This is a genomic window from Roseovarius dicentrarchi (genome assembly GCF_003316635.1).
GTDB classification, from domain to species: Bacteria; Pseudomonadota; Alphaproteobacteria; order Rhodobacterales; family Rhodobacteraceae; genus Roseovarius; species Roseovarius dicentrarchi.
This window is the reverse complement of sequence record NZ_QNQP01000003.1, coordinates 161,679-185,987: the sequence shown is the minus strand read 5'-3', so window position 1 is coordinate 185,987 and position 24,309 is coordinate 161,679. Positions and strand designations below refer to the sequence as shown.

At 62.2% G+C, this 24,309-nt stretch carries 29 protein-coding genes; 22 read left to right on the top strand and 7 right to left on the bottom strand.

What is annotated here, in order from left to right; genetic code table 11:
- Positions 1 to 4 precede the first annotated feature (4 nt).
- From DQ230_RS03455 to DQ230_RS03435, 5 genes are all read right to left on the bottom strand, one after another.
- On the bottom strand, positions 5 to 586 hold the full coding sequence (locus DQ230_RS03455; protein WP_113911102.1) for a F0F1 ATP synthase subunit B': 582 nt from the start codon (positions 584 to 586) through the stop codon (positions 5 to 7).
- A 95-nt stretch (positions 587 to 681) separates the two neighbouring features.
- A complete protein-coding gene (locus DQ230_RS03450; protein WP_113911101.1) occupies positions 682 to 918 on the bottom strand; it encodes a F0F1 ATP synthase subunit C in 237 nt (78 codons plus the stop codon).
- Between the two features lie 91 nt (positions 919 to 1,009).
- On the bottom strand, positions 1,010 to 1,798 hold the full coding sequence (locus DQ230_RS03445; protein ID WP_113911100.1) for a F0F1 ATP synthase subunit A: 789 nt from the start codon (positions 1,796 to 1,798) through the stop codon (positions 1,010 to 1,012).
- Positions 1,788 to 2,150 (bottom strand): AtpZ/AtpI family protein, encoded by a 363-nt coding sequence (locus DQ230_RS03440; RefSeq protein WP_113911099.1) that lies wholly within the window; start codon positions 2,148 to 2,150, stop codon positions 1,788 to 1,790. Before DQ230_RS03440 ends, DQ230_RS03445 begins: the two co-directional genes overlap by 11 nt.
- 219 nt (positions 2,151 to 2,369) lie before the next feature.
- Positions 2,370 to 2,783 carry a universal stress protein gene (locus tag DQ230_RS03435; protein WP_113911098.1) on the bottom strand — a complete coding sequence of 138 codons (414 nt, stop codon included), beginning with the start codon at positions 2,781 to 2,783 and terminating at the stop codon, positions 2,370 to 2,372.
- An 85-nt stretch (positions 2,784 to 2,868) separates the two neighbouring features.
- On the opposite strand from DQ230_RS03435, the gene DQ230_RS03430 reads away from it, so the two are divergent.
- Positions 2,869 to 3,276 carry an ArsR/SmtB family transcription factor gene (locus DQ230_RS03430; protein WP_113911097.1) on the top strand — a complete coding sequence of 136 codons (408 nt, stop codon included), beginning with the start codon at positions 2,869 to 2,871 and terminating at the stop codon, positions 3,274 to 3,276.
- A 66-nt stretch (positions 3,277 to 3,342) separates the two neighbouring features.
- On the opposite strand, the gene DQ230_RS03425 is transcribed toward DQ230_RS03430, so the two are convergent.
- Positions 3,343 to 4,224, bottom strand: a complete 882-nt coding sequence (locus tag DQ230_RS03425) for a DMT family transporter (protein ID WP_113911160.1) — start codon at positions 4,222 to 4,224, stop codon at positions 3,343 to 3,345.
- A gap of 306 nt (positions 4,225 to 4,530) precedes the next feature.
- Here DQ230_RS03425 and ffh point away from each other — a divergent pair, with 306 nt between their 5' ends.
- The 16 genes from ffh to DQ230_RS03350 all read left to right on the top strand — a co-directional run bounded on the left by ffh (position 4,531) and on the right by DQ230_RS03350 (position 16,810).
- Complete coding sequence (ffh, locus tag DQ230_RS03420; RefSeq protein WP_113911096.1) at positions 4,531 to 6,033, top strand: signal recognition particle protein; 1,503 nt, start codon at positions 4,531 to 4,533, stop codon at positions 6,031 to 6,033.
- A gap of 79 nt (positions 6,034 to 6,112) precedes the next feature.
- A complete protein-coding gene (locus tag DQ230_RS03415; RefSeq protein ID WP_113911095.1) occupies positions 6,113 to 6,661 on the top strand; it encodes a GNAT family N-acetyltransferase in 549 nt (182 codons plus the stop codon).
- Positions 6,658 to 6,954, top strand: a complete 297-nt coding sequence (locus DQ230_RS03410; protein ID WP_113911094.1) for a chorismate mutase — start codon at positions 6,658 to 6,660, stop codon at positions 6,952 to 6,954. Before DQ230_RS03415 ends, DQ230_RS03410 begins: the two co-directional genes overlap by 4 nt.
- A 23-nt stretch (positions 6,955 to 6,977) precedes the next feature.
- Positions 6,978 to 7,367 (top strand): 30S ribosomal protein S16, encoded by a 390-nt coding sequence (gene rpsP, locus DQ230_RS03405; RefSeq protein ID WP_203227986.1) that lies wholly within the window; start codon positions 6,978 to 6,980, stop codon positions 7,365 to 7,367.
- 16 nt (positions 7,368 to 7,383) lie between these two features.
- Positions 7,384 to 8,013 (top strand): 5,6-dimethylbenzimidazole synthase, encoded by a 630-nt coding sequence (bluB, locus tag DQ230_RS03400; RefSeq protein WP_113911093.1) that lies wholly within the window; start codon positions 7,384 to 7,386, stop codon positions 8,011 to 8,013.
- 135 nt (positions 8,014 to 8,148) lie between these two features.
- Complete coding sequence (rimM, locus tag DQ230_RS03395; protein ID WP_113911092.1) at positions 8,149 to 8,685, top strand: ribosome maturation factor RimM; 537 nt, start codon at positions 8,149 to 8,151, stop codon at positions 8,683 to 8,685.
- A gap of 71 nt (positions 8,686 to 8,756) precedes the next feature.
- Positions 8,757 to 8,918: a DUF1328 family protein gene (locus DQ230_RS03390; RefSeq protein ID WP_113911091.1), complete on the top strand. Its 162-nt coding sequence runs from the start codon at positions 8,757 to 8,759 to the stop codon at positions 8,916 to 8,918.
- Between the two features lie 61 nt (positions 8,919 to 8,979).
- Positions 8,980 to 9,774: a tRNA (guanosine(37)-N1)-methyltransferase TrmD gene (gene trmD / locus DQ230_RS03385; RefSeq protein WP_113911090.1), complete on the top strand. Its 795-nt coding sequence runs from the start codon at positions 8,980 to 8,982 to the stop codon at positions 9,772 to 9,774.
- Positions 9,775 to 10,064: 290 nt separating this feature from the next.
- Positions 10,065 to 10,439 carry a 50S ribosomal protein L19 gene (gene rplS / locus DQ230_RS03380; RefSeq protein WP_113911089.1) on the top strand — a complete coding sequence of 125 codons (375 nt, stop codon included), beginning with the start codon at positions 10,065 to 10,067 and terminating at the stop codon, positions 10,437 to 10,439.
- Between the two features lie 11 nt (positions 10,440 to 10,450).
- The gene (gene rpmE / locus DQ230_RS03375) at positions 10,451 to 10,672 is read left to right on the top strand and encodes a 50S ribosomal protein L31 (RefSeq protein WP_113911088.1); all 222 of its coding nucleotides are present in this window, start codon (positions 10,451 to 10,453) and stop codon (positions 10,670 to 10,672) included.
- A gap of 143 nt (positions 10,673 to 10,815) precedes the next feature.
- Complete coding sequence (gene pheS / locus DQ230_RS03370; protein WP_113911087.1) at positions 10,816 to 11,889, top strand: phenylalanine--tRNA ligase subunit alpha; 1,074 nt, start codon at positions 10,816 to 10,818, stop codon at positions 11,887 to 11,889.
- Positions 11,886 to 12,236, top strand: a complete 351-nt coding sequence (locus DQ230_RS17015; RefSeq protein WP_162497349.1) for a hypothetical protein — start codon at positions 11,886 to 11,888, stop codon at positions 12,234 to 12,236. The genes pheS and DQ230_RS17015 overlap by 4 nt, the downstream gene beginning before the upstream one ends.
- 301 nt (positions 12,237 to 12,537) lie before the next feature.
- A complete protein-coding gene (pheT, locus tag DQ230_RS03365; protein ID WP_113911086.1) occupies positions 12,538 to 14,949 on the top strand; it encodes a phenylalanine--tRNA ligase subunit beta in 2,412 nt (803 codons plus the stop codon).
- Between the two features lie 14 nt (positions 14,950 to 14,963).
- Positions 14,964 to 15,410: a YtoQ family protein gene (locus DQ230_RS03360; RefSeq protein WP_113911085.1), complete on the top strand. Its 447-nt coding sequence runs from the start codon at positions 14,964 to 14,966 to the stop codon at positions 15,408 to 15,410.
- Positions 15,411 to 15,446: 36 nt separating this feature from the next.
- Complete coding sequence (mscL, locus tag DQ230_RS03355; RefSeq protein WP_113911084.1) at positions 15,447 to 15,878, top strand: large conductance mechanosensitive channel protein MscL; 432 nt, start codon at positions 15,447 to 15,449, stop codon at positions 15,876 to 15,878.
- A gap of 119 nt (positions 15,879 to 15,997) precedes the next feature.
- A complete protein-coding gene (locus DQ230_RS03350; RefSeq protein WP_113911083.1) occupies positions 15,998 to 16,810 on the top strand; it encodes a mechanosensitive ion channel family protein in 813 nt (270 codons plus the stop codon).
- Between the two features lie 22 nt (positions 16,811 to 16,832).
- Here DQ230_RS03350 and DQ230_RS03345 read toward each other — a convergent pair whose 3' ends face one another.
- Positions 16,833 to 17,435, bottom strand: a complete 603-nt coding sequence (locus tag DQ230_RS03345; protein ID WP_113911082.1) for an alpha-ketoglutarate-dependent dioxygenase AlkB family protein — start codon at positions 17,433 to 17,435, stop codon at positions 16,833 to 16,835.
- 197 nt (positions 17,436 to 17,632) lie between these two features.
- On the opposite strand from DQ230_RS03345, the gene dnaK reads away from it, so the two are divergent.
- The 5 genes from dnaK (at position 17,633) to DQ230_RS03320 (ending at position 24,299) form a co-directional block, all read left to right on the top strand.
- Complete coding sequence (gene dnaK, locus DQ230_RS03340; protein ID WP_113911081.1) at positions 17,633 to 19,540, top strand: molecular chaperone DnaK; 1,908 nt, start codon at positions 17,633 to 17,635, stop codon at positions 19,538 to 19,540.
- A gap of 74 nt (positions 19,541 to 19,614) precedes the next feature.
- Positions 19,615 to 20,769, top strand: coding sequence for a molecular chaperone DnaJ (gene dnaJ, locus DQ230_RS03335; protein ID WP_113911080.1), 1,155 nt, complete (start codon positions 19,615 to 19,617; stop codon positions 20,767 to 20,769).
- Between the two features lie 175 nt (positions 20,770 to 20,944).
- Positions 20,945 to 21,754 carry a division plane positioning ATPase MipZ gene (locus tag DQ230_RS03330; RefSeq protein WP_113911079.1) on the top strand — a complete coding sequence of 270 codons (810 nt, stop codon included), beginning with the start codon at positions 20,945 to 20,947 and terminating at the stop codon, positions 21,752 to 21,754.
- A 270-nt stretch (positions 21,755 to 22,024) separates the two neighbouring features.
- Positions 22,025 to 22,243 (top strand): hypothetical protein, encoded by a 219-nt coding sequence (locus DQ230_RS03325; RefSeq protein ID WP_162497348.1) that lies wholly within the window; start codon positions 22,025 to 22,027, stop codon positions 22,241 to 22,243.
- A gap of 100 nt (positions 22,244 to 22,343) precedes the next feature.
- Positions 22,344 to 24,299: a DNA gyrase/topoisomerase IV subunit B gene (locus DQ230_RS03320; RefSeq protein ID WP_113911077.1), complete on the top strand. Its 1,956-nt coding sequence runs from the start codon at positions 22,344 to 22,346 to the stop codon at positions 24,297 to 24,299.
- Positions 24,300 to 24,309: the final 10 nt, after the last annotated feature.

Genomic DNA, 24,309 nt, shown 5'->3' with positions numbered 1-24,309 from the left:
GGCGTTACCCTTTCATCTGCGAGGTGACGGCCGCGTCGACGGTTTTCGGATCAGCCTGCGCGCCCATGGCGGTGACGATTTCGCGGGCTGTATCCTTGGCCACCTCCTTGACGGCCTCCAGCGCGCCGGCGCGGATTTCGGCAATCGCCTTCTCGCCTTCGGCGGTCTTGGCGGCGATTTCGGCGTCGGCATGTGCCATGGCGGCGTCAAGGTCGGCTTTGATGTCGGCCTTGGTCTGGGCGACGATGGCCTGTGCATCGTTGCGGGCGTTTGCCAGCGCCTTGTCATAGGCGGCTTCGGCTTCGCTTGCCTTGACCTTCAGGTCTTCGGCTGCGGCCAGATCGTTGGTGATAGATCCCTGACGCTCGGCCAGAATGGCGGCGATGCGCGGCAGCGCGATGCGCGACAGCACGAAGAAGATCACGACCAGCGAAACGATCAGCCAGAAAATTTGATTGCCCATCCAGTCGGGGCAAAGCTGCGGCAGGCCGATCGCCCCGCCGGCAGAGTCGACGCAGATGCCGGCCTCTTCGAGGGCGATGGGGCTGACATGCCCGCCTGTTGCGGCAGCGGTCTCGGTAGCCATGTGGGACGTCCTTTCTCAGAGAACCGGTCAGTCAGAGAGGGTGAAAGGCACGGCAGCCTTTCACCCATCCCGTAAGGATAGTCTGCGACGTGTTCTTAGACGGCGAACATCAGCAGAAGCGCGACGAGGAACGAGAAGATTCCCAGCGCTTCGGCGAACGCGATGCCGATGAACATGGTCGCTGTCTGGCCTGCTGCGGCCGAGGGGTTGCGCAGGGCGCCGGCCAGGAAGTTGCCGACAACATTGCCCACACCGACGGCTGCGCCGCCCATGCCGACGGATGCCAGACCTGCGCCGATGTATGCGCCCATTGTTGCGATATCGCCTTCCATGAGATGTCTCCTTACTTTGGAATTTGCGGTATTTCGTTTGGTCGTACGCCGGGGAGTCCCGCCGCGGTTGTTTGGTATCTTGATCTGCGGATCAGTGCGCCGGGTGCAGCGCGTCCTTGAGGTAAACGCAGGTCAGAATGGTAAAGACATAGGCCTGGATGAAGGCCACGAGGATTTCCAGCGCGTAGATCGCGGCAATCGCCAGGATCGACAGCGGCGTGACCACAAGGCCGATGCCGGTCGAGATGATGATCATCGGCGCGAAGGCCGCGAACACCTTCATCACCGCGTGGCCCGCCATCATGTTACCTGCCAGACGAATGGAGTGGCTGACGGGGCGCACGAAGTAGGAAATTACTTCGATCAGGGCCAGAATGGGGCGCAGCGGCAGCGGCGCGGCGCTGATCCAGAACAGGCTGAGGAAACCGGCGCCATGCTTGATGAAACCGATGGCGGTGACGGAAATGAACACCAGCATCGCCAGCACTGCAGTAACGCCGATATGGCTGGTCGAGGTGAACGCGCCGGGCAGCAGGCCGACGAAGTTCGCCATGACCACGAACATGAAAATCGTCATGATATAGGGGAAATAGGGCAGCGCGTCGCGGCCCGCCACATCCTCGACCATCTTGCGAATGAAGCCATAGGCCAGCTCGGCAATGGACTGCATGCGGCCCGGAATGGTGGAGCGGCCGGACGAGCCCAGAACCAGCAGCGCGATGGTGGCCAGAACGGTGATCGCCATCCACAGCGTGATATTGGTCACGGTGAACATCCCAACGGCGCCATCACCGAACAGCGGCTTGATGATGAACTGGTCCATCGGGTGGAACACCAGCCCGCCGGACTGCTCTGCGGCCCCATTCACGTCAGTCGCCATCTTTCACCCTCACGTCTGAGCCGTCCGAAGCCGGCTGATCTGCGGCCTCTTCGGCCATCTGTTTTCCCTGGATCTCTTGCGCGCTGCGGATCATCACCTTGATCCCCGCCGCAAGGCCCAGCAATGTAAAGAGCACCAGGAATATGGGCAGCGTCCCCAGAAGGTGATCCAGCCCGTATCCGATGCCAAAGCCGATCCCAAGACCGGCGACCAATTCAATCACCATCCGCCAGGCCAGATGTGCCTGGGAATAATGTTCGTCAGTATGAGCCTTGACCTGTTTAGGGGTCTTGAGGGCATTGATCCGGTCTTCGAGATCGCGAAGTCTGGCGCGCTCATCGAGGTCTGTCACAATATCTGCCCTGCCCGGTACGACTGCGGCATTGCTAAGCGCAGGGGGGCGGTGAGTCAAGCGCGCGAATTTTCAAGGGGTGGCGCGTTTAATCTGTTGTTTAATATGAGTATTTTTTCCAAGATGAAAGACAGGCCGGAATGCCCAAGTGGCAGGCGGGGCCGTTGGCAGGCCCCGTTTCATATTCAACCTTCTGGTTCAGTCATCGCAAAATCCGCGCTACCGAACCACGAAGACCGAGCATTTGGCGTGGCGCGCGATGTAGCCGCCATGCGAGTTGAAGATATGCTCCATGATGCCGGGCTGGTGGGACGCCATGACAACCAGGTCCGCGCCGATATCGTCAATCGCCGCCATCAGCTTGCGCGTCGTGTCAGCCGCCGGGTCGTTCGATGTGACCGGATGCGCCTCGACATCTACGCCGTATTTTTCCTTCAACTCTGCGGCAAAGGCGGTCAGCGCGGCGGCGACTTCGGCGGGCGTGTGCCCCAATTCACCGGGCAGATCGCCGGACACGGTGACCACATGCACCTTGGCGGTGTGAAGTTTGGCCATGTCGCCAGCGACATCCAGCGCCTTCTGCAACTTGTCCTTGTGGACCAGATCGACGGGAACCATGATATGGGTGAACATGCGCTTTCCTTTTCAGTTGGGTGCATCAGCGGCCTGAAACGCCCGGCACCCCGGACGCGGCACGCGCACCCGAGGAGAAACCGATGTGAACGGACCGCTTGACCTGACATTCGCAGCCTTGGCTGATCCGACCCGCCGCACCATTTTGTCGATGCTGCTGGAGGATGACATGGCCGTGACCGATGTGGCCGCGCCGTTTGATATGAGCCTGACCGCGATATCGAAACATCTGGTCATACTCGCCCGCGCCGGTCTGATCAGTCAAGAGCGGCGCGGGCGCGTGAAATGGTGCAAGCTGGAGCCGGGCGCCCTGCGGGCCGCGTCCGTCTGGATGCAGGGCTTTGGCCAGTTCGAGCCTGTGGATCTGGAGGCGTTCGAGACGTTTCTTGCAGTCGAACTTCCCGGCAGATCGCAGCGCGCCTTACAGAACGAAGCTGACGATAGCCAGAACGATGACGACGAGACCGACGAGGTAAATGATATTACGCATTGAACAACCTTCCTGTTTGTTTACCGGGGCCTAACGCAGGCCTGTTGATAAGGTTCCCCGGCCCTCGCGCTATTTTTCGTCTTTCAGCAGCAGCACCAGCGCCAGCACCGTCAGCGCGACGCCCAGAAGGATCATCACGGGCGGCATCGGCGCGCCCAGCGCCGCCTGCCAGCACAGCACCCAACTGGGGGTGAGGTAGGTGTAGGCCATCACCTTTGCGCTTGGCAGCCGCAGGGACGCGTATTGCAGCAAGACGAACGTCACGGCACTGGCGAAGATGGTGACATAGGCCAGCGTGATCCAGACGATTGCAGGCAGCATGCCCCAATCTGTCCGGGCCAGGTCGGGCGCACCGGCGGCCAGCAGGATCACGGCCGCGGCGGCCATGGTGCCGAACGAGAAGACCAGCGCCGATTCGCCCCGGTTCAGTCGCCGCACCAAAGGCGTATAGATCGCATGTGCGACGCAGCCCCAGAAATAGATCACCTCGCCCCGGCCCACCTCAAACCGCATGAGCGCCGCCAGATCGGCGCGGAATATGACCCACAGCGCGCCTGCGGCCCCCACCGCAAGGGCAACCGCCATGCGCCGCGTCGCGATCTGCCGCAGCAGGACATAGCCCGCGATGCCCGACAGGATCGGCGACAGGGTGAACACGGCGGCGGCCGATACCGGCGGCGCGGTTTTCAGCCCCTCGAACATCAGCACGAAGTATAGGCCCATCAGGCCGCCCAGAACGCCATAGCGCCAAGGCGCTGCAAAATCGCGGCGGCGCAGCCCGGTTGTCGCCAGCGCAGCGACCCCCACCAACACGGACGCCATGGTGAAGCGCAGCGCATTCAGGGCCGTCGGCGCAATGTAGGGCGCCGCCATCGACCCCAGCGCAAACGATCCGGCAATCAGCCCCGAGAACGCCAGCATCGCCGCGTGGCCGCGCAGGGCGCCGGTCACGGGATGCGCCCGCACATCGGCGTGCAAATTCGTGTCGTCATCAGCAAGCCTCGCAAATTCGGATCGCGCGCAGTCTGGGCCGAACCCGCCCATCCCAGCAAGAGGCGTGCCTTATTGACTCGCGCGCATCGTTTGCGTAGACAGCGCGCCAACACCCCGGAAGCGTCCTGCCTTCCGGTCCCATGGCCTTTGGCCGGGATCGCCCTCCGTCAGCGCGTTTGCGCCCACGGGGGCGTTACTGGTTTGGCCCCTTCTGCGGCCCTTCTTGGACCGCGCGACAACCGAGCGGCGCAAGGAGCCTTGCAGATGTTTGAAAATCTATCCGAACGCCTCTCCGGTGTCTTTGATCGCCTGACCAGACAGGGCGCGCTCAGCGAGGAGGACGTGAAAACCGCCCTGCGCGAGGTGCGCGTTGCCCTGCTGGAGGCGGATGTTTCACTGCCCGTCGCGCGCGAATTCGTCAAGAAGGTGCAGCAGCAGGCAACCGGCCAGTCGGTCCTGAAATCCATCACCCCCGGCCAGCAGGTCATCAAGATCGTGCATGACGCACTGATCGACACCCTGCGCGGCGACGGCGACCCCGGCGCGCTGAAAATCGACAACGCCCCGGCGCCGATCCTGATGGTGGGCCTTCAGGGGTCCGGCAAGACGACGACGACAGCCAAACTGGCCAAGCGCCTGAAGGAACGGGACGGCAAGCGCGTGCTGATGGCCTCGCTCGACGTCAACCGCCCGGCGGCGATGGAGCAGCTGGCGATCCTCGGCCAGCAGATCGGCGTCGACACCCTGCCCATCGTTCCGGGCGAAGACCCGGTTGCCATCGCCAAACGCGCCAATACGCAGGCGTCCTTGGGCGGGTATGATGTCTACATCCTCGACACCGCCGGCCGCCTTCACATCGACGCCGAACTGATCGCACAGGCCGCCGCCGTGCGCGACGTGGCCAACCCGCGCGAGACGCTGCTGGTTGTCGACGGCCTGACGGGGCAGGACGCGGTGAACGTGGCCACCGAATTCGATGGCAAGATCGGCATCACCGGCGTGGTCCTCACCCGGATGGACGGCGACGGTCGCGGCGGCGCTGCCCTCTCGATGCGCGCGGTCACCGGCAAGCCGATCCGTTTCGTCGGCCTTGGCGAAAAGATGGACGCGATCGAAACGTTCGAAGCCGAGCGGATCGCCGGCCGTATCCTCGGCATGGGCGATATCGTCAGCCTCGTTGAAAAGGCGCAACAAACCATCGAGGCCGAGCAGGCCGAGCGTATGATGAAGCGCTTCCAGAAGGGTCAGTTCAACATGAACGACCTGCGCACCCAGCTTGAGCAGATGCAAAAGATGGGTGGCATGGAATCGGTGATGGGCATGATGCCCGGCATGGGCAAAATGGCCAAGCAGGTGCAGGACGCCGGCTTTGACGATAAGATCATCGCGCGCCAGATCGCCCTGATCCAGTCGATGACGAAGAAAGAGCGTGCAAACCCCCAGATCCTTCAGGCCAGCCGCAAGAAACGCATTGCCAAGGGTGCGGGGCTGGAGGTCAGCCAGCTGAACCAGCTGCTGAAAATGCATCGCCAGATGGCCGACATGATGAAAAAGATGGGCAAGGGCGGCATGCTGAAACAGGCCATGAAGGGCATGTTCGGCAAGGGCGGCGGCCCCACGCCCGAAGAATTGCAGGGCATGGACCCCAAGGCGCTGGAGCAGGCGGCCAAGCAGATGGGCGGCAAGCTGCCCGCCGGGCTTGGCGGTGTGGGCGGTATGGGGGGCGGCCTGCCCTCCGGCCTGTCCGGCTTTGGCAAAAAGAAATGATCATGACTTCATCTTGGCCAAAATACTCCCGCCGGAGGCTCCTTTGTCCGATGCAGGCGCAGGCACGTGAGGCTGCACTATGACCCTCGACATTCCCCGCCTTGAAACCGATCAACTGATCCTGCGCGCACCCGCTGCGGCCGATTTTGAACCCGTCGCCGAATTTCTGATGGACCCGGTCCGCGCCCATGGCTTCGGGACCGAACCGGACCGCGCCCGCGCGTGGCGCTGGTTTGCGATGAATATCGGCCACTGGGCGCTGCGCGGCTGCGGCTATTTCGTGATCGAGGATAAGACCAGCGGCGCAGCTTGCGGCCTGACCGGCATCTGGTGCCCCGAAGGCTGGCCCGAGCCCGAGCTGGGCTATGCCGTCTTTGCCGGGTTCGAGGGGCGCGGGATTGCCTATGAGGCCGCCATGCGCGCCCGCCAATGGGCTTACACGGATTTCGGTCTGCACTCCGTCGGCTCGCATATCGTGCCGGGCAACACCCGCTCTGTCGCGCTGGCCGAGAGGATGGGCGCAACTTACGAGCGGACGTACCTGAACCCCCATATGGGCGAGGATATGATCTACCGCCACCCATCCGCCGCCGATCTGGGGCTGGCCCGCGCAGGAGATGCGGCATGACCGGAACCACGACAAAGGCCGCGCAGCTTCTGAAGGATCACCGCGACAGCATCGACCGGCTGGATGCGATCCTTGTCTATACACTGGGCGAGCGGTTCAAGCACACCCAGTCCGTCGGCCGCCTCAAGGCCGAACACGACCTTCCCCCGTCCGATCCCGCGCGCGAGGCCGCGCAGATCGCCAGGCTGGAGGATTTGGCACATCAGGCCGATCTGGACCCTGAATTTGCCAAGAAGTTCCTGAACTTCATCATCGCTGAAGTCATTCAGCACCATAAACAGCACCAATCGTAAACAAACCCTTAGGAGATACCCCCATGGCCATGAAAATTCGTCTCGCCCGCGGTGGCAGCAAGAAGCGCCCGCATTATTCCATCGTCGCCGCCGATGCGCGCATGCCGCGCGATGGCCGCTTCATCGAAAAGCTGGGCACCTATAACCCGCTCCTGCCCAAAAACAGCGAAGAGCGCGTCAAGATGGATATCGAGCGTATTCAGGCATGGCTCGACAAGGGCGCGCAGCCGACCGACCGCGTCTCGCGCATGTTGGAGGCCGCTGGCGTTCTGGCCAAGAAGGACCGCGCCAACCTGAAAAAAGGCACGCCCGGCAAGAAGGCAACCGACCGCGCGGAAGAGCGTGCAGCCAAGGCCGCCGCAGCGACCGAGGCGGCAAACGCCCCCGCCGAAGAAGCCGCAGCAGAAGAGTAAGCCAGGGCGCGCTGGAATGTCCGCATTTTCAACAGGCTTCCAGTCCGAGCTGGCCGATCTGATGCGCTGGCGGCGCGATGTGCGCCACTTCCGCACCGATCCGATTGACGAGGCAGCGCTGTTGCGCTGCCTCGATTCGTTTAACCTTGCCCCGTCTGTGGGCCTCAGCGAGCCGTGGCGGCTGATGCGGGTGGACAGCGCGCCGGCCCGCGCCGCCGCAGTGGCCAATTTCGAGGCGGCCAATTCCGCCGCGCTGGCCGGGTACAATGGCGACCGCGCGGCGCTTTATGCCGGGCTGAAGCTGTCGGGGATGATGGACGCGCCAGTGCATCTGGCGGTCTGGTGCGATGACGCAACGCCCAAGGGCGCCGGCCTTGGCGCCGCGACCATGCCGGAAATGCGGCGTTATTCCGTCGTGGGTGCCATTACCCAGTTCTGGCTGGCCGCGCGGGCGGCGGGCCTTGGCGTGGGCTGGGTGTCGATTCTTGACCCTGCGCAGTTGGCCCGCGATCTGGACGCGCCCCCCGCTTGGCAACTGATCGCCTATCTGTGCGTCGGCTGGCCCCTTGAGGACAGCCAGACGCCCGAGCTGGAAACTGCCGGGTGGGAGGCGCGCGCGCCTGCCCTGCCCGTCCTTCGGCGCTAGGCAGATGTTGCGCAAACTTGTCTTTTGGGGTGTCCTTTTCCTTGCCGGTTGGGGATACGCCACACATCAACATACCGAACGCTGCGCGGCGGCGGGCGGGCAGGTCGTTCAGGGCCTGTGCAAGGGAGAAACGCGATGACGCAAGACAGCGACCTAATCTGCATCGGGGCAATCGCCGGATCATTCGGCGTGCGCGGCGAAGTGCGCCTGAAAAGCTTTGCCGCCAGCCCCGAGGATATCGCCGCCTACGGCCCGCTGACCACGCAGGACGGCGCGCGGCGTTTCGACGTTATCTTGACGGGCCAGACCAAAAATGGCTTTACCGCCCGCCTGACCGGTATCGACACCAAGGAGGACGCCGACGCCCTGCGCGGTGTTCAGCTGTTCGTGCCGCGTGCCGTTCTGCCCGGCCTGCCGGATGATGAATATTACCACGCCGATCTGGTCGGATTGCAGGTGGTCGATACCGGCGGCGCCGCACTGGGCGTCGTGCGCGCCGTGCTGAACCACGGCGCCGCCGACCTGCTGGAGGTGTCAGTGCCGGGCACCGCCGAAACGGTGCTGCTGCCCTTTACCCGCGCCGCTGTGCCGACGGTTGATCTGCGCGCCGGGCGCATTGTGGCTGATCCGCCCGAGGGGCTGTTTACGGCAGGTGACGCTGCGGGAACCTAAGGCCCGCTTGCGGGTTATCCGTTGCAGGCGGTTGCATCACGCGCCCGCACCCACATCAAAGGATAAGCCCCATGATCAAGTGGATCCTTGTACTTCTGGCCATTGCGGCCATCGCCGCGGTTCTGGGATTTGGCCGCCTGTCCGGCGCGGCCCTGACCGGCGCCAAGATCCTGATCGGTATCGCGCTGATTTTCTTCGTTCTGTTGCTGCTTGGCGTGGTCGCGGTCGCCTGACACGCCAAGCTTGCGCAAATTTGCCTGTCATACAGCTGGAATTTCGCGCTAGAAGCGCGGCATGTCAGAACAAAACGCCCCCAACCGGTCATTTGGCCGCAAATCCGTCACGCTCAGCGCGCAGCCGCGCGACCTGATGGGCGGGGGCGACCGTCTGGCCCGCGCATGGCATGTGCAGGTCATTACACTCCTGCCCGACGCATTCCCCGGCGTACTGGGCCACAGTCTGACAGGCCGCGCGCTGAAGGACGGGCTGTGGTCGCTTGGCACCACCGATTTGCGCACATTCGGCATCGGCAAGCATCGCAACGTCGATGACACGCCCGCCGGCGGCGGCGCCGGGATGGTCCTGCGCGCCGACGTCATGGGCGCCGCCATTGAGGCCGCGCAGGCCCGGTCGGCGCCGGGCAGTCCGCTGATCTACCTCAGCCCGCGCGGCCGGCCCTTCGATCAGGCGATGGCGCAGGATCTGGCAGAAGCGCCCGGCATGACCCTGATTTGCGGGCGGTTCGAGGGGTTGGACGAACGCGTGATCGAACATTACGGCGCCATTGAGGTATCCTTGGGCGATTTCGTGATGACGGGGGGCGAAATTGCCGCGCAGGCGATGATCGACGCCGCCGTTCGCCTGCGCCCCGGTATTCTGGGCAATGCCGAAAGCGCCGTTGATGAAAGCCACTCCAGCGGCCTGTTGGAGCATCCGCAATATACCCGCCCCGCCGAATGGCAGGGCCGCGCGATCCCGCCGGTGCTGATGTCGGGAAACCACGGCGAAATCGCCAAATGGCGACAGGCCGAGGCCGAACGCATCACGCAAGAGCGCAGGCCCGATTTGTGGGCCAAACGCAGGCCGTAGCGCATGGCGGGGCACAATCGCCACCCCGCCCTTGCATAAATTCCGTAACTGGCCTAAATCCCGCGCATCCCGCCCCGGCATTGCCGAGTCGGGCGCCATAAGGCATGCCACATTGCCGGGTGATCTTTGCATCCGTGACAGGCGCGCCCGAGGCATAGCGTAGAAAAAGGACGATCCGATCTGGGGCGGACTTCTGACATCTGGTCAGGGGGATCCGGTTAAAGACCACCAGCTCTTGGGCGCGAAAACACTTTGCGGACAAAAACCGCAAGCAAATCAGGAGAACAGCGATGAACCTAATCGCTCAGATCGAAGCGGAACAGATTGCCGAACTCGGCAAGGACATTCCGGATTTCAAGGCCGGCGACACCATTCGCGTCGGCTTCAAGGTGACGGAAGGTACGCGCACCCGCGTGCAGAACTTTGAAGGCGTCTGCATCAGCCGCAAGAACGGCGCAGGCATTGCCGGATCGTTCACCGTTCGCAAGATTTCGTTCGGCGAAGGCGTGGAGCGTATGTTCCCGCTCTATTCGACCAACATCGACAGCATCGAGGTCGTGCGCCGTGGCCGCGTCCGCCGTGCCAAGCTGTATTACCTGCGCTCGCGCCGCGGTAAATCGGCCCGTATCGCCGAAGACAGCACCTATAAGCCCAAGAAAGCCTGAGGAGCGGACCGATGAAAAAAGACATCCACCCCGATTATCACGAGATCGACGTCAAGATGACCGACGGCACGATCCTCAAGATGCGCTCGACCTACGGCAAGGAAGGCGATCAGCTGTCGCTGGACATCGACCCCAGCGTGCACCCCGCCTGGACCGGCGCCACCGGGCGCCTGATGGATTCCGGCGGCCGCGTGTCCAAGTTCAAGAAAAAATACGAAGGCCTCGGCTTCTGAGCCAGCGCGCCTTTTGGATCAGACAAACGCCGCACCTTCGGGGGCGGCGTTTTTCATTGCGCAGCGCCGTGAGGGCCGGCAGGCTTGCAAGCAAGGGGGATGCGCGGTAATTCGCAGGCTGACACCAGACCGAGGATGCCCCCATGGACGATCTGCGCGATAAATACATCAGCCTCATAGCGGGCGCCACGGCCGAGGCCACGCTGGAGGATCTGCGCGTGCAGGCCATCGGCAAAAAGGGCGAGATCAGCCTGAAAATGCGCGAACTGGGCAAGATGACGCCCGAGCAGCGGCAGGAGGCCGGGCCGAAACTGAACGCGCTGAAGGACGAGATCACCAGCGCGCTGGCCGCCAAGAAAGAGGCGCTGGCCGATGCCGCGCTGGACGAACGTCTGCGCGGCGAGTGGCTGGACGTCACGCTGCCGGTGCGCGCGCGGCGCCAGGGCACCATCCACCCGATCAGCCAGGTGACCGAGGAAGTGACCGCGATCTTTGCCGACATGGGCTTTGCCGTCGCCGAAGGGCCGCAGGTCGAAAGCGACTGGTACAATTTCGACGCGCTGAACATCCCCGGCCACCACCCCGCGCGGGCGGAAATGGACACGTTCTACACCCATCGCGGCGAGGGCGACGAGCGCCCGCCGCACGTCCTGCGCACCCATACCAGCCCCGTGCAGATCCGCACGATGCAGGAACAGGGCGCGCCGATCCGCATCATCGCGCCGGGCCGCGTCTACCGCGCCGATTACGACATGACCCACACGCCGATGTTCCACCAGGTCGAGGGGCTGGCCATCGACAAGGACATCTCGATGGCAAACCTGAAATGGGTGCTGGAGGAATTCGTCAAGGCGTTCTTCGAGGTCGACGATGTCGAGCTACGCTTCCGAGCCTCGCACTTCCCGTTCACCGAACCGTCCGCCGAGGTCGACATCCGCTGCTCATGGGAGGGCGGCACATTGAAAGTGGGCGAGGGGGATGACTGGCTGGAGATCCTGGGGTCCGGCATGGTGCATCCGAAGGTGTTGGAGGCCAGCAACATCGACCCGACCGAATGGCAGGGCTTTGCCTTCGGCATGGGCATCGACCGGATCGCGATGCTGAAATATGGCATCCCGGATTTGCGGGCGTTTTTTGATTCAGATCTGCGCTGGCTGCGGCATTATGGGTTTGCTGCACTGGATGTGCCGACGTTGCGGGGTGGGTTGAGTCGGTGAGTAAGATTATTACTTCTGGGCTAGCACGCATTGCAAATTTTGAATGGAGTCCAAAAAAGCGACTGTGGAACCGCAAGACAGTTGCTGGAACCAGTCTGGGTGCTGCTGGCGCAATGTCGGTTCTTGGACAGGTCTTTGGCATCTCCGCAGTAGCCCATAGCTCTGGCGCAATGATCCTTACTGGATCCGCTGGCTATATTTCGGGAACATTCATTGCTGGCACGCTTGTTTGGATTATTTGGCCGCTTCTAGTGATCGTCGGCCTAATCGCTCTCTTTTGGAAGAGGATCGAGAGGGCGTTCGATTGGGCCATTCGTCGCATCTATTTTTGGAGAAATGACAGATGAGCTTCACCCTCTCCTGACACGAAGAACATCTTTGCCAGACCCAAGCCGGGCGAGCGCCTGCCCGTGGGGTGGCGCTGCAACGCTCATGAGGCGCGCTTTATGCCTGCCAAGGCCCTCCACCCCATCAGCGGCGCGCTACGCATCCAAAGCGCCAGCCCGCCGGAACGGGCAGGCGCTCGTCCGGCGGCTTCGCCTTGATTCCGGACGAAGGGGCGCCTTGCACCGCCGCCTGCGCCCTTCCCCCGCCGCGCCTTCTGCGGTATGCGAAGGCCAACCCATAATGACCTGCGGATGACGGCACATGAAATTCACGCTTTCCTGGCTCAAAGACCATCTCGACACGAACGCATCTGTCGATGAGATCACCTATGCGCTGACCGATCTGGGCCTTGAGGTCGAGGGCGTCACCAACCCCGCCGCACGGCTGGCTGACTTCACGCTTGGCAAGGTAACGCATGCCGAACCGCACCCCGATGCCGACCGTCTGCGCGTGTGCACGGTGGCCACCGGCGAGGGCGAGCTTCAGATCATCTGCGGCGCGCCCAACGCGCGCGAGGGGATCACCGTGGTTGTTGCCAAGCCGGGCGTTTATGTGCCGGGCATCGACACCACCATCGGCGTGGGCAAGATTCGCGGGATCGAGAGCTACGGCATGATGTGCTCGGAGCGCGAGATGGAGCTGTCGGACGAACATGACGGCATCATCGAGCTGCCACCAGAGTCAATCGGGGCCGACGTCGGCGCGCGCTATATCGACTGGCTGGCGCAGAATGATCCTGCCAAGGTGGACCCGGTAATCGAGATCGCCATCACCCCGAACCGTCCCGATGCGCTGGGCGTGCGCGGCATCGCCCGCGATCTGGCGGCACGCGGCCTCGGCACGCTGAAGGACGCGCCAACCGCCCATATCGAGGGCCAGTTTCCCTGCCCGATCAACGTCACCATCGACGCGGACACGGCACAAAACGGCTGCGAGGTGTTCGCCGGGCGGCTCATTCGCGGCGTCACGAACGGCCCCAGCCCCGAATGGCTTCAGGACCGCCTGCGCGCCATCGGGCTGCGCCCGCGCTCGGCGCTGGTGGATATCACCAACTTTTTCACGTTTGACCGCAACCGCCCGCTGCATGTGTTCGACGCAGGCAAGGTGCAGGGCGATCTGCGCATCCACCGCACAAAGGGCGGCGAGACGCTGACCGGGCTGGATGAGAAGGAGTATACGTTTCAAGCCGGTCAGGTGGTGATTTCCGATGACAATGGCATCGAGAGCATCGGCGGCATCATGGGCGGGCTGGCAACCGGCTGCACCGCCGAGACGACCGATGTGTTCCTTGAGGCGGCTGTCTGGGACCATGTCCAGATCGCCAGCACGGGCCGCGCGCTGAAAATCAACTCCGACGCGCGCTATCGCAACGAGCGCGGGATCGACCCGGCTTTCAACATGGAGGCCGTGGACCTCGCCACGCAGATGATCATGGATCTGTGCGGCGGCACCCCGTCGAACCTCGTGCAAGTCGGCCGCGTGCCGGACACGCGCCGCGCTTACCGGCTGATCCCGGCCAAGGTGCAATCGCTGGTCGGCATGGAGATCCCCGAATCCGAACAGCGCCAGACGCTGACCGCCCTCGGCTTCCGCCTCGACGGTGACATGGCCACCGTGCCCAGCTGGCGCCCCGATGTCCGGGGCGAGGCGGATCTGGTCGAAGAAGTGGCGCGCATCGCGTCCCTGACCAAGCTGGTCGGCCGCCCCCTGCCCCGCGCGCAGGCCGGTGTGCCCGCGCCGATCCTGTCACCGATGCAGAAACGCGAGCAGATCGCGCGGCGCACTGCGGCGATGCTGGGGTACAACGAATGCGTCACCTACAGCTTCATTGACCATGCCAGCGCCACCCTGTTCGGCGGCGGCGATGACGCCACGATGCTGGCCAACCCGATCAGCCGCGAGATGAGCCATATGCGCCCCGCCCTGCTGCCGGGACTGTTGCAGGCGGCGGCGCGCAATCAGGCGCGCGGCATTTCCGATATGGCCCTCTTTGAGGTCGGCCACGCCTTCCACGGCGGCGAGCCGGGCGAGCAGCATTTGCAGGTGGCGGGCCTCCTGATGGGGCGGACCGGGCCGAAGGATGTGCATGGCTCGGACCGCTCCATCGACCTCTATGATGCCAAGGCCGATGCCGAAGCGATCCTGTCGGCCATCGGCGCACCCGCCAAGGTGCAGATTCTGCGCGGCGCGGCAGGTTGGTGGCATCCGGGCCGTCACGGCATGATCTGCCTGGGGCCGAAAAAGGTGCTGGGCGTATTCGGCGAATTGCACCCCAAAACCTTGCGCGCGATGGGCGTCAAGGGCAGCGCCTTTGCCTTCACGCTCGCGCCTGCCGAAATTCCGCTGCCGCGCAACGTCACCGCCAATCGCGGCGCGGCGCAGATCCGCGATCTGCAGGCGGTGGAGCGTGACTTTGCCTTTGTCGTCGATGCAGAGGTCGAGGCGCTGACCTTGGTCAATGCGGCGCTTGGCGCCGACAAAACCCTGATCGAGGATGTGCGCGTCTTTGACCAGTTCATCGGCGGCAGCCTGGGCGAGGGTAAGAAATCACTGGCCGTCACCGTGCGGCTGCAGCCGACCGGCGCAACACTGAAAGACAAGGAAATCGAGGCGGTCGCGGCCAAGATCGTCGAAAAGGTTGCCAAGGCGACCGGCGGCGCTCTGCGCGGCTAACAAAGGAGAACCCCATGCTGAACGTTTATCTGAGCGGCGAAATTCACACCGACTGGCGCGACCAGATCGAACAGGGCGCCAGGGATCTGGATGTCACGTTTACGGCTCCGGTCACCGATCACGCCGCCAGCGACGATTGCGGCGTTGCCATCCTGGGGCAAGAGCCGGACAAGTTCTGGCACGACCACAAAGGCGCCAAGCTGAACGCGATCCGCACCCGCCAGATGATCGAGGAGGCCGACATCGTCGTTGTCCGCTTCGGTGACAAGTACAAGCAGTGGAACGCGGCATTTGATGCGGGCTATGCCGCCGCGCTGGGGACGTCGCTGATCATCCTGCAACCGGCCGAACATGACCATGCGCTGAAAGAAGTCGACGCCGCCGCGCAGGCCGTCGCGCGGACGCCGCAGCAGGTGGTAGACATGCTGCGTTACGTACTCAACGGCACTTTGCCAGCCTGATATACCCCCCTGTCAATCCAAGTCGGAACGCGGATAATGCTGAATGAATTCAAGGACTTCATCGCCAAGGGCAATGTCATGGACATGGCCGTCGGTATCATCATCGGTGCGGCGTTTACCGCGATCGTGACATCGCTGGTCGGTGATTTGATCAACCCAATCATCGGGTTGTTTACCGGCGGCATAGATTTCACCAACAACTACGCCGTGCTGGCCGGCGATGTCCCGCCCGGCGCGTCGCTGGAGCAGGCGCGCGAAGCGGGCGCATCCGTCTTTGCCTACGGGTCTTTTCTGATGGCTGTGATCAATTTCTTCATCATCGCCTTCGTCGTCTTCATGCTGGTGCGCTACGTCAACAAGGTGAAATCGCTGGCGGAAAAGCCGGACGAGGTAGCGCCCGAAGTGCATACCGGCCCGTCCGAAAAGGACATCCTGATCGAAATCCGCGACGCCCTCACGCACCGCTGATCGCGCCGCACTGTGCTGCCATTCAAAGGCTCCGGTCCCTCCGGGGCCTTTTTTCTGTGGCAAAGGCCCGTTATACGCGCGGCAACCTGAAATTAACTTTTGCCGCTTAGAGGACGTATATGGAGAACGTAATCGACGAATTGGGCGCCTACACGCCGCTGGTCATTGCCACAGTCAAGGCGCTGCTGGTGCTGGTCGTCGGCTGGACGATGGCAGGGTTTGTCGGCAGTTTCGTGCGCAAGCAGGTCAACAAACACAAGCGTATCGACAAGACGCTGGGAAATTTCGCCGCGACCGTCGCGACATGGGCGATCCGCATCATGGTGCTGCTGGCGGTGCTGAACCTGTTCGGCATCGAGGCAACCAGCGTGGTTGCCGTTCTGGGTGCGGCAACGCTGGCGATCGGCCTTGCCTTGCAGGGGACCTTGGCGGATCTGGCCGCCGGTATCATGCTGGTGGTTTTCCGCCCGTATCGTCTGGGCCAATATGTCGACATCAGTGGCACCAGCGGCACGGTGACAGAAATCGCGCTGTTCTTTACCGAACTGACGACACCGCAAAACGTGCAGATCATCGTGCCGAACGGGCAGGCGTGGGGATCGATCATCACGAATTATTCGGCCCATGACACGCGCCGGTTGGATCTGGTGTTCGGCATCGACTACGCGGACAGCGCCGATACTGCGATGCAGATCATTCTGGACAATGCCCGCGCCGATGACCGCGTGATGAGCGAGCCCGAACCATGGGCGCGGGTGACAAACCTTGGCGACAGCTCGGTCGACATAACAGCCCGGCTGTGGACCTCGACCGATGATTTCTGGAACGTGAAGTTTGAGCTGACCAAAGCCATCAAGGAAGATTTCGACGCCCAGGGCATTTCCATCCCCTTCCCGCATCAGGTGAATGTGGAGCCGAAAAAGACCGGATAATCCCCCGATCAAGCGGGCGCATTCAATCCACGACGCGGCAGGTCAGGTTGATGCGCCCGCCCTTTGGCAAAAGCGTGGACGATCCAAAGCGGATCCGGTCCACCCCATGATAGGCGAGACGCGCGGCACCGCCCATCACCACCACATCGCCAGAGCGCAGCCAGTGCGACGCCGTTGCGCCCCCGCGCGCCGTGTTGCCGATACGCAGCAGCCCTTCGTCCCCCAGCGAAATTGACAGCACCGGCCAGCTGAAATCCGCCTCGTCACGGTCTTGATGCAATCCCATGCGCGCGCCCTCGCCGTAATAGTTCAGCAAACAGCAATCGGGATCACGCCGGTCACTGACCAGATCGCGCCAGATTCGCAAAACCGCCGCGGGAATGTCCGGCCACGGCTGCCCGGCCGGATGCGCCCCGGAATAGCGATATCCGGACCGGTCTGACACCCAGCCATAGCGTCCTGCCGATGTCATGCGCACGCTCATCGTCTTGCCTGATGGGGTGACGGGCGAAAAAAGCGGCGCTTGCGCGACCACATCCCGCAGCGCCGACACCAGATCGGCCTGACACGCCGGGGCCAGATACTCCGGCAGAATGCGAAAACCGCGCAGGTCAAATTCAGTCACCACGTCCCTCCCGCGAAAAAATTAGCGCTAAACTGCAAAATCGGGCGCCCCCCACCGCTTGCAGGGTCCCGAACCGCTCCCTATATACGCCGGGAGCCGGGGCAAGCATATGCCAGCCACGACGACAACCAAACCGGGGCCGGGATGCCGTAACGGGTCGCGCCCTGTCATATCGCCTAAGAGAAAGGGATGAAAACATGTCCAAAGTCATTGGTATTGACCTGGGAACAACCAACAGCTGCGTCGCCATCATGGACGGCAAGACAGCTCGCGTTATCGAAAACTCCGAAGGCGCGCGCACGACGCCGTCGATCGTCGCCTTTACCGAGAATGAGCGCCTCGTTGGCCAGCCGGCCAAGCGTCAGGCCGTGACCAACCCCGAAAACACCGTCTTTGGCGTCAAGCGCCTGATCGGCCGCCGCGCCGATGACAGCCACTTGGCCAAGGACAAGAAAAACATGCCCTTCACCATCGTTGATGGCGGAAATGGCGACGCATGGGTCAAGGCGCGCGATGAGAAATATTCGCCCAGCCAGATCAGCGCGTTCATTCTGGGCAAGATGAAAGAAACCGCCGAAAGCTATCTGGGTGAGGATGTCACGCAGGCCGTGATCACCGTTCCGGCCTATTTCAATGACGCCCAGCGTCAGGCAACCAAGGACGCGGGCAAGATTGCCGGCCTTGAAGTGCTGCGCATCATCAACGAGCCGACAGCGGCGGCGCTGGCCTATGGTCTGGACAAGGACAATGCACAAACCATCGCGGTCTATGACCTTGGCGGCGGTACATTCGACGTGACCATTCTGGAAATCGAGGACGGCCTGTTCGAGGTCAAGGCGACCAATGGCGACACGTTCCTTGGCGGCGAAGACTTTGACATGCGCATCGTCGATTATCTGGCCGGTGAGTTCAAGAAAGAGCATCAGGTCGACCTGACGCAGGACAAGATGGCGCTTCAGCGTCTGAAGGAAGCCGCCGAAAAGGCCAAGATCGAGTTGTCCAGCTCCAGCCAGACCGAAATCAACCAGCCGTTCATCTCGATGTCGTCCAGCGGCCAGCCGCTGCACATGGTGATGAAACTGACCCGCGCCAAGCTGGAATCGCTGGTCGGCGATCTGGTCAAGGCGTCGCTGAAGCCGTGCCAGGCCGCGCTGAAGGATGCGGGCCTGTCGGCAAGCGACATTGACGAGGTTGTTCTGGTCGGCGGTATGACCCGCATGCCCAAGGTGATCGAAGAAGTGACCAAGCTGTTCGGCAAGGAGCCGAACAAGGGCGTGAACCCGGACGAAGTGGTTGCCATGGGCGCCGCTATTCAGGCCGCTGTCCTGCAAGGCGACATCAAGGACGTCGTTCTTCTGGACGTCACACCCCTGTCGCTGGGCATCGAGACGCTGGGCGGCGTGTTCACCCGCCTTATCGACCGCAACACCACGATCCCGACGAACAAATCCCAGGTCTTCTCGACCGCCGAGGACAGCCAGAGCGCCGTGACGATCCGGGTGTTCCAGGGCGAGCGTGAGATGGCCGCCGACAACAAGATGCTGGGCCAGTTCAATCTGGAAAACATCCCGCCTGCACCGCGCGGCATGCCCCAGATCGAGGTGACCTTCGATATCGACACAAACGGTATCGTCTCGGTTTCGGCCAAGGACAAGGGCACGAACAAGGAGCACAAGATCACGATCCAGGCGTCGGGCGGTCTGTCTGATGAGGACATCGAAAAGATGGTCAAGGATGCGGAAGAAAACGCCGAATCCGACAAGGAGCGCCGCGAGCTGGTCGAGGCCAAAAACCAGGCCGAAAGCCTGATCGACTCGACCGAAAAGTCGATGGAGGAGCATGCCGACAAGGTGGATCCCACCACCATCGAAGCGATCGAGCTGGCGATTTCCGCACTGAAGGACGATCTGGAAAAAGAAGACTCGGCCAAGATCAAGTCGGGTATCCAGAACGTCACCGAGGCAGCCATGAAGCTGGGTGAGGCGATCTACAAGGCCGCTCAGCAAGAGGATGATGGCGGCCCCGCAGCAGCCGATCAGGCCCCCGGCGACGATGACATTGTCGATGCCGATTTTGAGGACCTCGACGACAGCAAGCGCGGCTAATGCGCCGCTGAGAAACCTTCGGGCCGGTCCTGTAACAGGCCGGCCCGTTTCGTTTCAGGTATAGGAGTTCTCGAATGGCCAAACGCGATTATTACGAGGTTCTGGGCGTCGCGCGCGGGGCCTCGGCAGATGAAATCAAGAAGGCATATCGCCAAAAGGCAAAAGCCTTTCATCCCGACAGCAACAAGGACAACCCCAACGCCGAGACTCAGTTCAAGGAAGCCGGGGAAGCATATGACGTTCTGAAAGACCCCGAGAAAAAGGCGGCCTACGATCGCTTTGGTCACGCGGCCTTTGAGGGTGGCATGGGCGGCGGTGGCGGACAGCGTCCCGGACCGGGCGGGCAGGGCCAAGGCGACTTTGCCAGCGCGTTTTCCGATGTGTTCGATGACCTGTTCGGCGACTTCATGGGCGCACGGGGCGGCGGCGGACGCCAGCGCGCCGCGCGCGGGTCCGACCTGCGTTACAACATGCGCATCACGCTTGAGGACGCTTTCAAGGGGCTGCAAAAAACGATCAACGTCCCCACGTCGGTGCAGTGTAAATCCTGCGACGGGTCCGGCGCCGAAGGCGGCGCAGAGCCGTCGACCTGCCCGACATGCTCGGGCATGGGGAAGGTGCGTGCGCAACAGGGCTTTTTCACGGTGGAGCGGACCTGCCCGACATGTTCCGGCATGGGCCAGATCGTGCAGAACCCCTGCAAAAGCTGCGGCGGTCAGGGCCGGGTCGAAAAGGACCGCGCGCTGAGCGTCAATATCCCGGCCGGCGTTGAAACCGGCACGCGCATTCGCCTGTCCGGCGAAGGCGAGGCGGGCATGCGCGGCGGGCCTCCGGGCGATCTCTACATCTTTATCGAGGTGGCCAAGCACAGTCTTTTTGAGCGTGAGGAAAGCAATCTTTACTGCAAGGTGCCGGTGTCCATGATCACCGCCGCGATTGGCGGCGACATCGAAGTGCCCACCATCGACGGTGGCCGCAGCAAGGTGAAAATCCCGGCCGGCAGCCAATCGGGACGGCAAATGCGCCTACGGTCCAAGGGCATGCCGGCGCTTCGCGGTGGCTCGGCCGGTGACATGTTCATCGAACTGGCGGTTGAAACGCCGGTTAACCTGACGTCCAAGCAAAAAGAGCTGCTGCGCGAATTTGAAGCGTTGTCAGAGGATAACAACCCGGAAAGCAAAAGCTTTTTCCGATCAGTCAAATCTTTCTGGGACAGCATGAAGGGTTAATCCCTTGCCATGGTCAAGATAAAAGAGCGGCCTCACAAGGGCCGCTCTTTTACGTTGCACACAGGCAGGTTTGCAGGCGCATTGCTACCGCGCCCGCCCTTTCCTATTCCCGACACGCGCGATACTATGGCGCAAACACCCCGGTTCGAGGGTGTGGGGCAAGGGAAATAGGGACATGGCGCATATAATCGTCGTCGGAAATGAAAAGGGCGGCGCGGGCAAATCGACCGTGTCGATGCATGTCGCCACGGCGCTGGCGCGGATGGGCAAAACGGTGAGCGCGCTCGATCTGGATTTGCGGCAAAAGACCTTTGGTCGCTATTCGGAGAACCGCAAGGCGTTTCTGGCCCATTCCGGCATCGACCTGCCCAGCCCCCATTATCACGAATTACCCGAGGTGGATCAATCCACGCTCAGCCCCGGCGAGAACGTTTACGACCGCCGCCTTTCCGAGGCGGTCGCGTCGCTGGAGCCGGACAGCGATTTCATCGTCATCGACTGCCCCGGTTCGCACACCCGGCTAAGCCAGGTGGCGCATAGCCTTGCCGACACGCTTGTCACGCCGCTCAATGACAGCTTTGTTGATTTCGATCTGCTGGCACATGTCGATTCCGAAGGGCTCAAGATCCTGCGCCCGTCGGTTTATTCCGAAATGGTCTGGAACGCGCGCCAGTTGCGGGCGCAAGCCGGGCTGAAGCCGATAGACTGGATCGTCGTGCGCAACCGCGTTGGCGCCCAAGCCATGGTAAACAAGGAAAAGATGGGCGCTGCCCTCGATAATCTGGCCAAGCGGATCGGGTTCAGGGTGGCCCCTGGATTTAACGAACGGGTCATTTTCCGGGAACTGTTTCCGCGTGGCCTGACCCTGCTGGATCTCAAGGATCTGGGCGTCAAACAGCTGAATATTTCGAATATTGCAGCAAGGCAGGAACTGCGTGATCTGATTTCCGCGCTGAAACTGCCCGGTATCGACCCGGATTTCTGAACGCGGACGCTGCCCGATCGGCGCGTGTGCCTTAAATTGTCGCTGACCGCCAACCCCGAATGTGCGTTAGCCATTCCTTCACACGAATCATGACAGTCTGGCATCTCTTGGAGTAACTGAGCTCCAGATCTGCGACGGGCCAACAGCCGGAGCCAAGGAGGGGATTATCGTGAGGGTGGCTCAATCAGATGTGACTGCCGGTTGATACCGCTGATCCAATCCGTATGGCTGGCCGTGTCATCGGTCCTGTTTGTCCTGTGGGCCTGGTGCATGTTCACTGCCCTCTTCATGATGTCACGCGCGGCGCGGCAGGCGGCCGAGACGCGGGGCGGCACATGGCCCAATGTGCGTGAACAATTCGGTGAGTTTCGCAATTTCCTCCGCGATCCCACCCTGATGCGTGCGCGATGGCGACTGGCGAGCCTGACCGTCGGGCTGCTTTCGGTGAATTTGCTTGGTTTGCTGATCTGGGGCGACAGGCCACCGTGAATTTGCGCGCAGCCAAGGGCAGATGACGCGACGCACCGCTTTTAACCGGACCACCGCTCTGTCATAATTGCGGGAACCCAAAATAAAGAGCACCGCACCCATGTCCGATCTTCTGACAGCCGCCACATCCTCGGGCGATTATGATGCATCGTCGATTCAAGTTCTTGAGGACATGGAGCATGTGCGCCTGCGTCCCGGCATGTATATCGGCGGCAAGGATGACCGCGCCCTGCATCACATGGTGGCCGAGATCATCGACAACTCCATGGATGAGGCGGTCGCAGGTCACGCCACATGGATCGAGGTTGAGTTGCACGCGAATGGGCACGTGTCCGTGCGCGACAACGGGCGCGGAATCCCGACCGGGCCGCATCCCAAGGACCCGACCAAATCGGCGCTTGAGATCATCTTCTGCACACTGAACGCCGGCGGCAAATTTTCCGGCGACAGTTATCAGACATCCGGCGGCCTGCACGGTGTCGGCAGTTCTGTGGTTAACGCGCTGTCGGATCATTTGCGTGTCGAAGTGGCGCGCAACAAAGAGCTTTTTGCGATGGACTTTTCGCGCGGCCTGCCTGTGGCACCGCTGGCCAAGATCGGCGCTGCGCCAAACCGGCGCGGTACGGCCGTCACCTTCCATCCGGATCCCGAAATTTTCGGCTCTCTCAGCTTCAAACCTGCGCGCCTGTTCAAGATGGCCCGCTCCAAAGCCTACCTTTTCTCCGGCGTCGAGATCCGCTGGAAAACCGAAATCGACGACGGCGAGACCCCCCGCGAGGCCAAGTTTCACTTTCCCGGCGGCCTTTCCGACTATCTGACAGAGGCGATGGGCGGTGCGACGACCTATGCCGACACCCCCTTTGCAGGCTCCGTCAGTTTTGAGAAATTCAAGGTGCCGGGCAAGGTGGAATGGGCGATCAACTGGACCCCCGCGCGGGACGGGTTCATCCAATCCTATTGCAACACGGTTCCCACACCCGAAGGCGGCACGCATGAGGCCGGGTTCTGGGCGGCTATCCTCAAGGGGATCAAGGCATATGGTGACTTGGTCAACGTCAAAAAGGCCGGAACGATCACCCGCGAGGATCTGATGACCGGTGCCGGCGCCCTGGTGTCCTGCTTTATCCGGGAGCCGGAATTCGTCGGCCAGACCAAGGACCGCCTTGCCACCGTCGATGCACAGCGCATGGTCGAAAATTCCGTCAGGGACCATTTTGACAACTGGCTTGCGGCCGACACCAAATCAGCCGGCGCCATACTCGATTTTCTGGTCCTGCGCGCCGAAGAACGTCTGCGCCGGCGTCAGGAAAAAGAAACCCAGCGCAAGACCGCGACTAAAAGACTGCGCCTGCCGGGCAAGCTGGTGGATTGCTCCTCCAACTCCCGCGACGGGACAGAGCTGTTTATTGTCGAGGGCGACTCGGCCGGTGGATCGGCCAAGATGGCGCGCGATCGCAAGGTTCAGGCCCTGCTCCCACTCCGCGGTAAAATCCTGAACGTGCTGGGCGCGGCCAGTTCCAAACTGGGCAGCAACCAGGAAATCAGTGATCTGACACAGGCTCTTGGTGTTGGCCTTGGCTCGAAATTCAACCTTGATGATCTGCGGTATGACAAGATCATCATCATGACGGATGCGGACGTTGACGGGGCGCATATTGCCGCCCTGCTGATGACGTTTTTCTTTACCCAGATGCGCCCGATGATTGACGCGGGCCACCTCTATCTGGCCTGCCCGCCCCTCTATCGCCTTAGCCAAGGCGCGCGCCGCGTTTACTGCATAGACGAGGCCGAGCGCGACATGTGGCTGGCCAAGGGGCTGGGCGGCAAGGGTAAAATTGACGTCAGCCGGTTCAAGGGTTTGGGCGAAATGGACGCCAAGGACCTCAAGGAAACGACAATGGACGCCAAGTCGCGCAAATTGATCCGCGTCACGATAGACGAAGATGAACCGGGGGAAACCGGCGATCTGGTCGAGCGTCTGATGGGCAAAAAGCCCGAACTGCGGTTCCAGTACATTCAGGAAAATGCAAGGTTCGTGGAAGAACTGGACGTTTGACAGGGGGCGC

What these genes read in the sequence shown, in the direction of transcription:
- DQ230_RS03455 (WP_113911102.1), bottom strand. Translation starts at nt 586, where the DNA reads ATGGCTACCGAGACCGCTGCCGCAACAGGCGGGCATGTCAGCCCCATC.
- DQ230_RS03450 (WP_113911101.1), bottom strand. Translation starts at nt 918, where the DNA reads ATGGAAGGCGATATCGCAACAATGGGCGCATACATCGGCGCAGGTCTG.
- DQ230_RS03445 (WP_113911100.1), bottom strand. Translation starts at nt 1,798, where the DNA reads ATGGCGACTGACGTGAATGGGGCCGCAGAGCAGTCCGGCGGGCTGGTG.
- DQ230_RS03435 (WP_113911098.1), bottom strand. Translation starts at nt 2,783, where the DNA reads ATGTTCACCCATATCATGGTTCCCGTCGATCTGGTCCACAAGGACAAG.
- ffh (WP_113911096.1), top strand. Translation starts at nt 4,531, where the DNA reads ATGTTTGAAAATCTATCCGAACGCCTCTCCGGTGTCTTTGATCGCCTG.
- DQ230_RS03415 (WP_113911095.1), top strand. Translation starts at nt 6,113, where the DNA reads ATGACCCTCGACATTCCCCGCCTTGAAACCGATCAACTGATCCTGCGC.
- DQ230_RS03410 (WP_113911094.1), top strand. Translation starts at nt 6,658, where the DNA reads ATGACCGGAACCACGACAAAGGCCGCGCAGCTTCTGAAGGATCACCGC.
- rpsP (WP_203227986.1), top strand. Translation starts at nt 6,978, where the DNA reads ATGGCCATGAAAATTCGTCTCGCCCGCGGTGGCAGCAAGAAGCGCCCG.
- bluB (WP_113911093.1), top strand. Translation starts at nt 7,384, where the DNA reads ATGTCCGCATTTTCAACAGGCTTCCAGTCCGAGCTGGCCGATCTGATG.
- rimM (WP_113911092.1), top strand. Translation starts at nt 8,149, where the DNA reads ATGACGCAAGACAGCGACCTAATCTGCATCGGGGCAATCGCCGGATCA.
- DQ230_RS03390 (WP_113911091.1), top strand. Translation starts at nt 8,757, where the DNA reads ATGATCAAGTGGATCCTTGTACTTCTGGCCATTGCGGCCATCGCCGCG.
- trmD (WP_113911090.1), top strand. Translation starts at nt 8,980, where the DNA reads ATGTCAGAACAAAACGCCCCCAACCGGTCATTTGGCCGCAAATCCGTC.
- rplS (WP_113911089.1), top strand. Translation starts at nt 10,065, where the DNA reads ATGAACCTAATCGCTCAGATCGAAGCGGAACAGATTGCCGAACTCGGC.
- rpmE (WP_113911088.1), top strand. Translation starts at nt 10,451, where the DNA reads ATGAAAAAAGACATCCACCCCGATTATCACGAGATCGACGTCAAGATG.
- pheS (WP_113911087.1), top strand. Translation starts at nt 10,816, where the DNA reads ATGGACGATCTGCGCGATAAATACATCAGCCTCATAGCGGGCGCCACG.
- pheT (WP_113911086.1), top strand. Translation starts at nt 12,538, where the DNA reads ATGAAATTCACGCTTTCCTGGCTCAAAGACCATCTCGACACGAACGCA.
- DQ230_RS03360 (WP_113911085.1), top strand. Translation starts at nt 14,964, where the DNA reads ATGCTGAACGTTTATCTGAGCGGCGAAATTCACACCGACTGGCGCGAC.
- mscL (WP_113911084.1), top strand. Translation starts at nt 15,447, where the DNA reads ATGCTGAATGAATTCAAGGACTTCATCGCCAAGGGCAATGTCATGGAC.
- DQ230_RS03350 (WP_113911083.1), top strand. Translation starts at nt 15,998, where the DNA reads ATGGAGAACGTAATCGACGAATTGGGCGCCTACACGCCGCTGGTCATT.
- dnaK (WP_113911081.1), top strand. Translation starts at nt 17,633, where the DNA reads ATGTCCAAAGTCATTGGTATTGACCTGGGAACAACCAACAGCTGCGTC.
- dnaJ (WP_113911080.1), top strand. Translation starts at nt 19,615, where the DNA reads ATGGCCAAACGCGATTATTACGAGGTTCTGGGCGTCGCGCGCGGGGCC.
- DQ230_RS03330 (WP_113911079.1), top strand. Translation starts at nt 20,945, where the DNA reads ATGGCGCATATAATCGTCGTCGGAAATGAAAAGGGCGGCGCGGGCAAA.
- DQ230_RS03325 (WP_162497348.1), top strand. Translation starts at nt 22,025, where the DNA reads ATGTTCACTGCCCTCTTCATGATGTCACGCGCGGCGCGGCAGGCGGCC.
- DQ230_RS03320 (WP_113911077.1), top strand. Translation starts at nt 22,344, where the DNA reads ATGTCCGATCTTCTGACAGCCGCCACATCCTCGGGCGATTATGATGCA.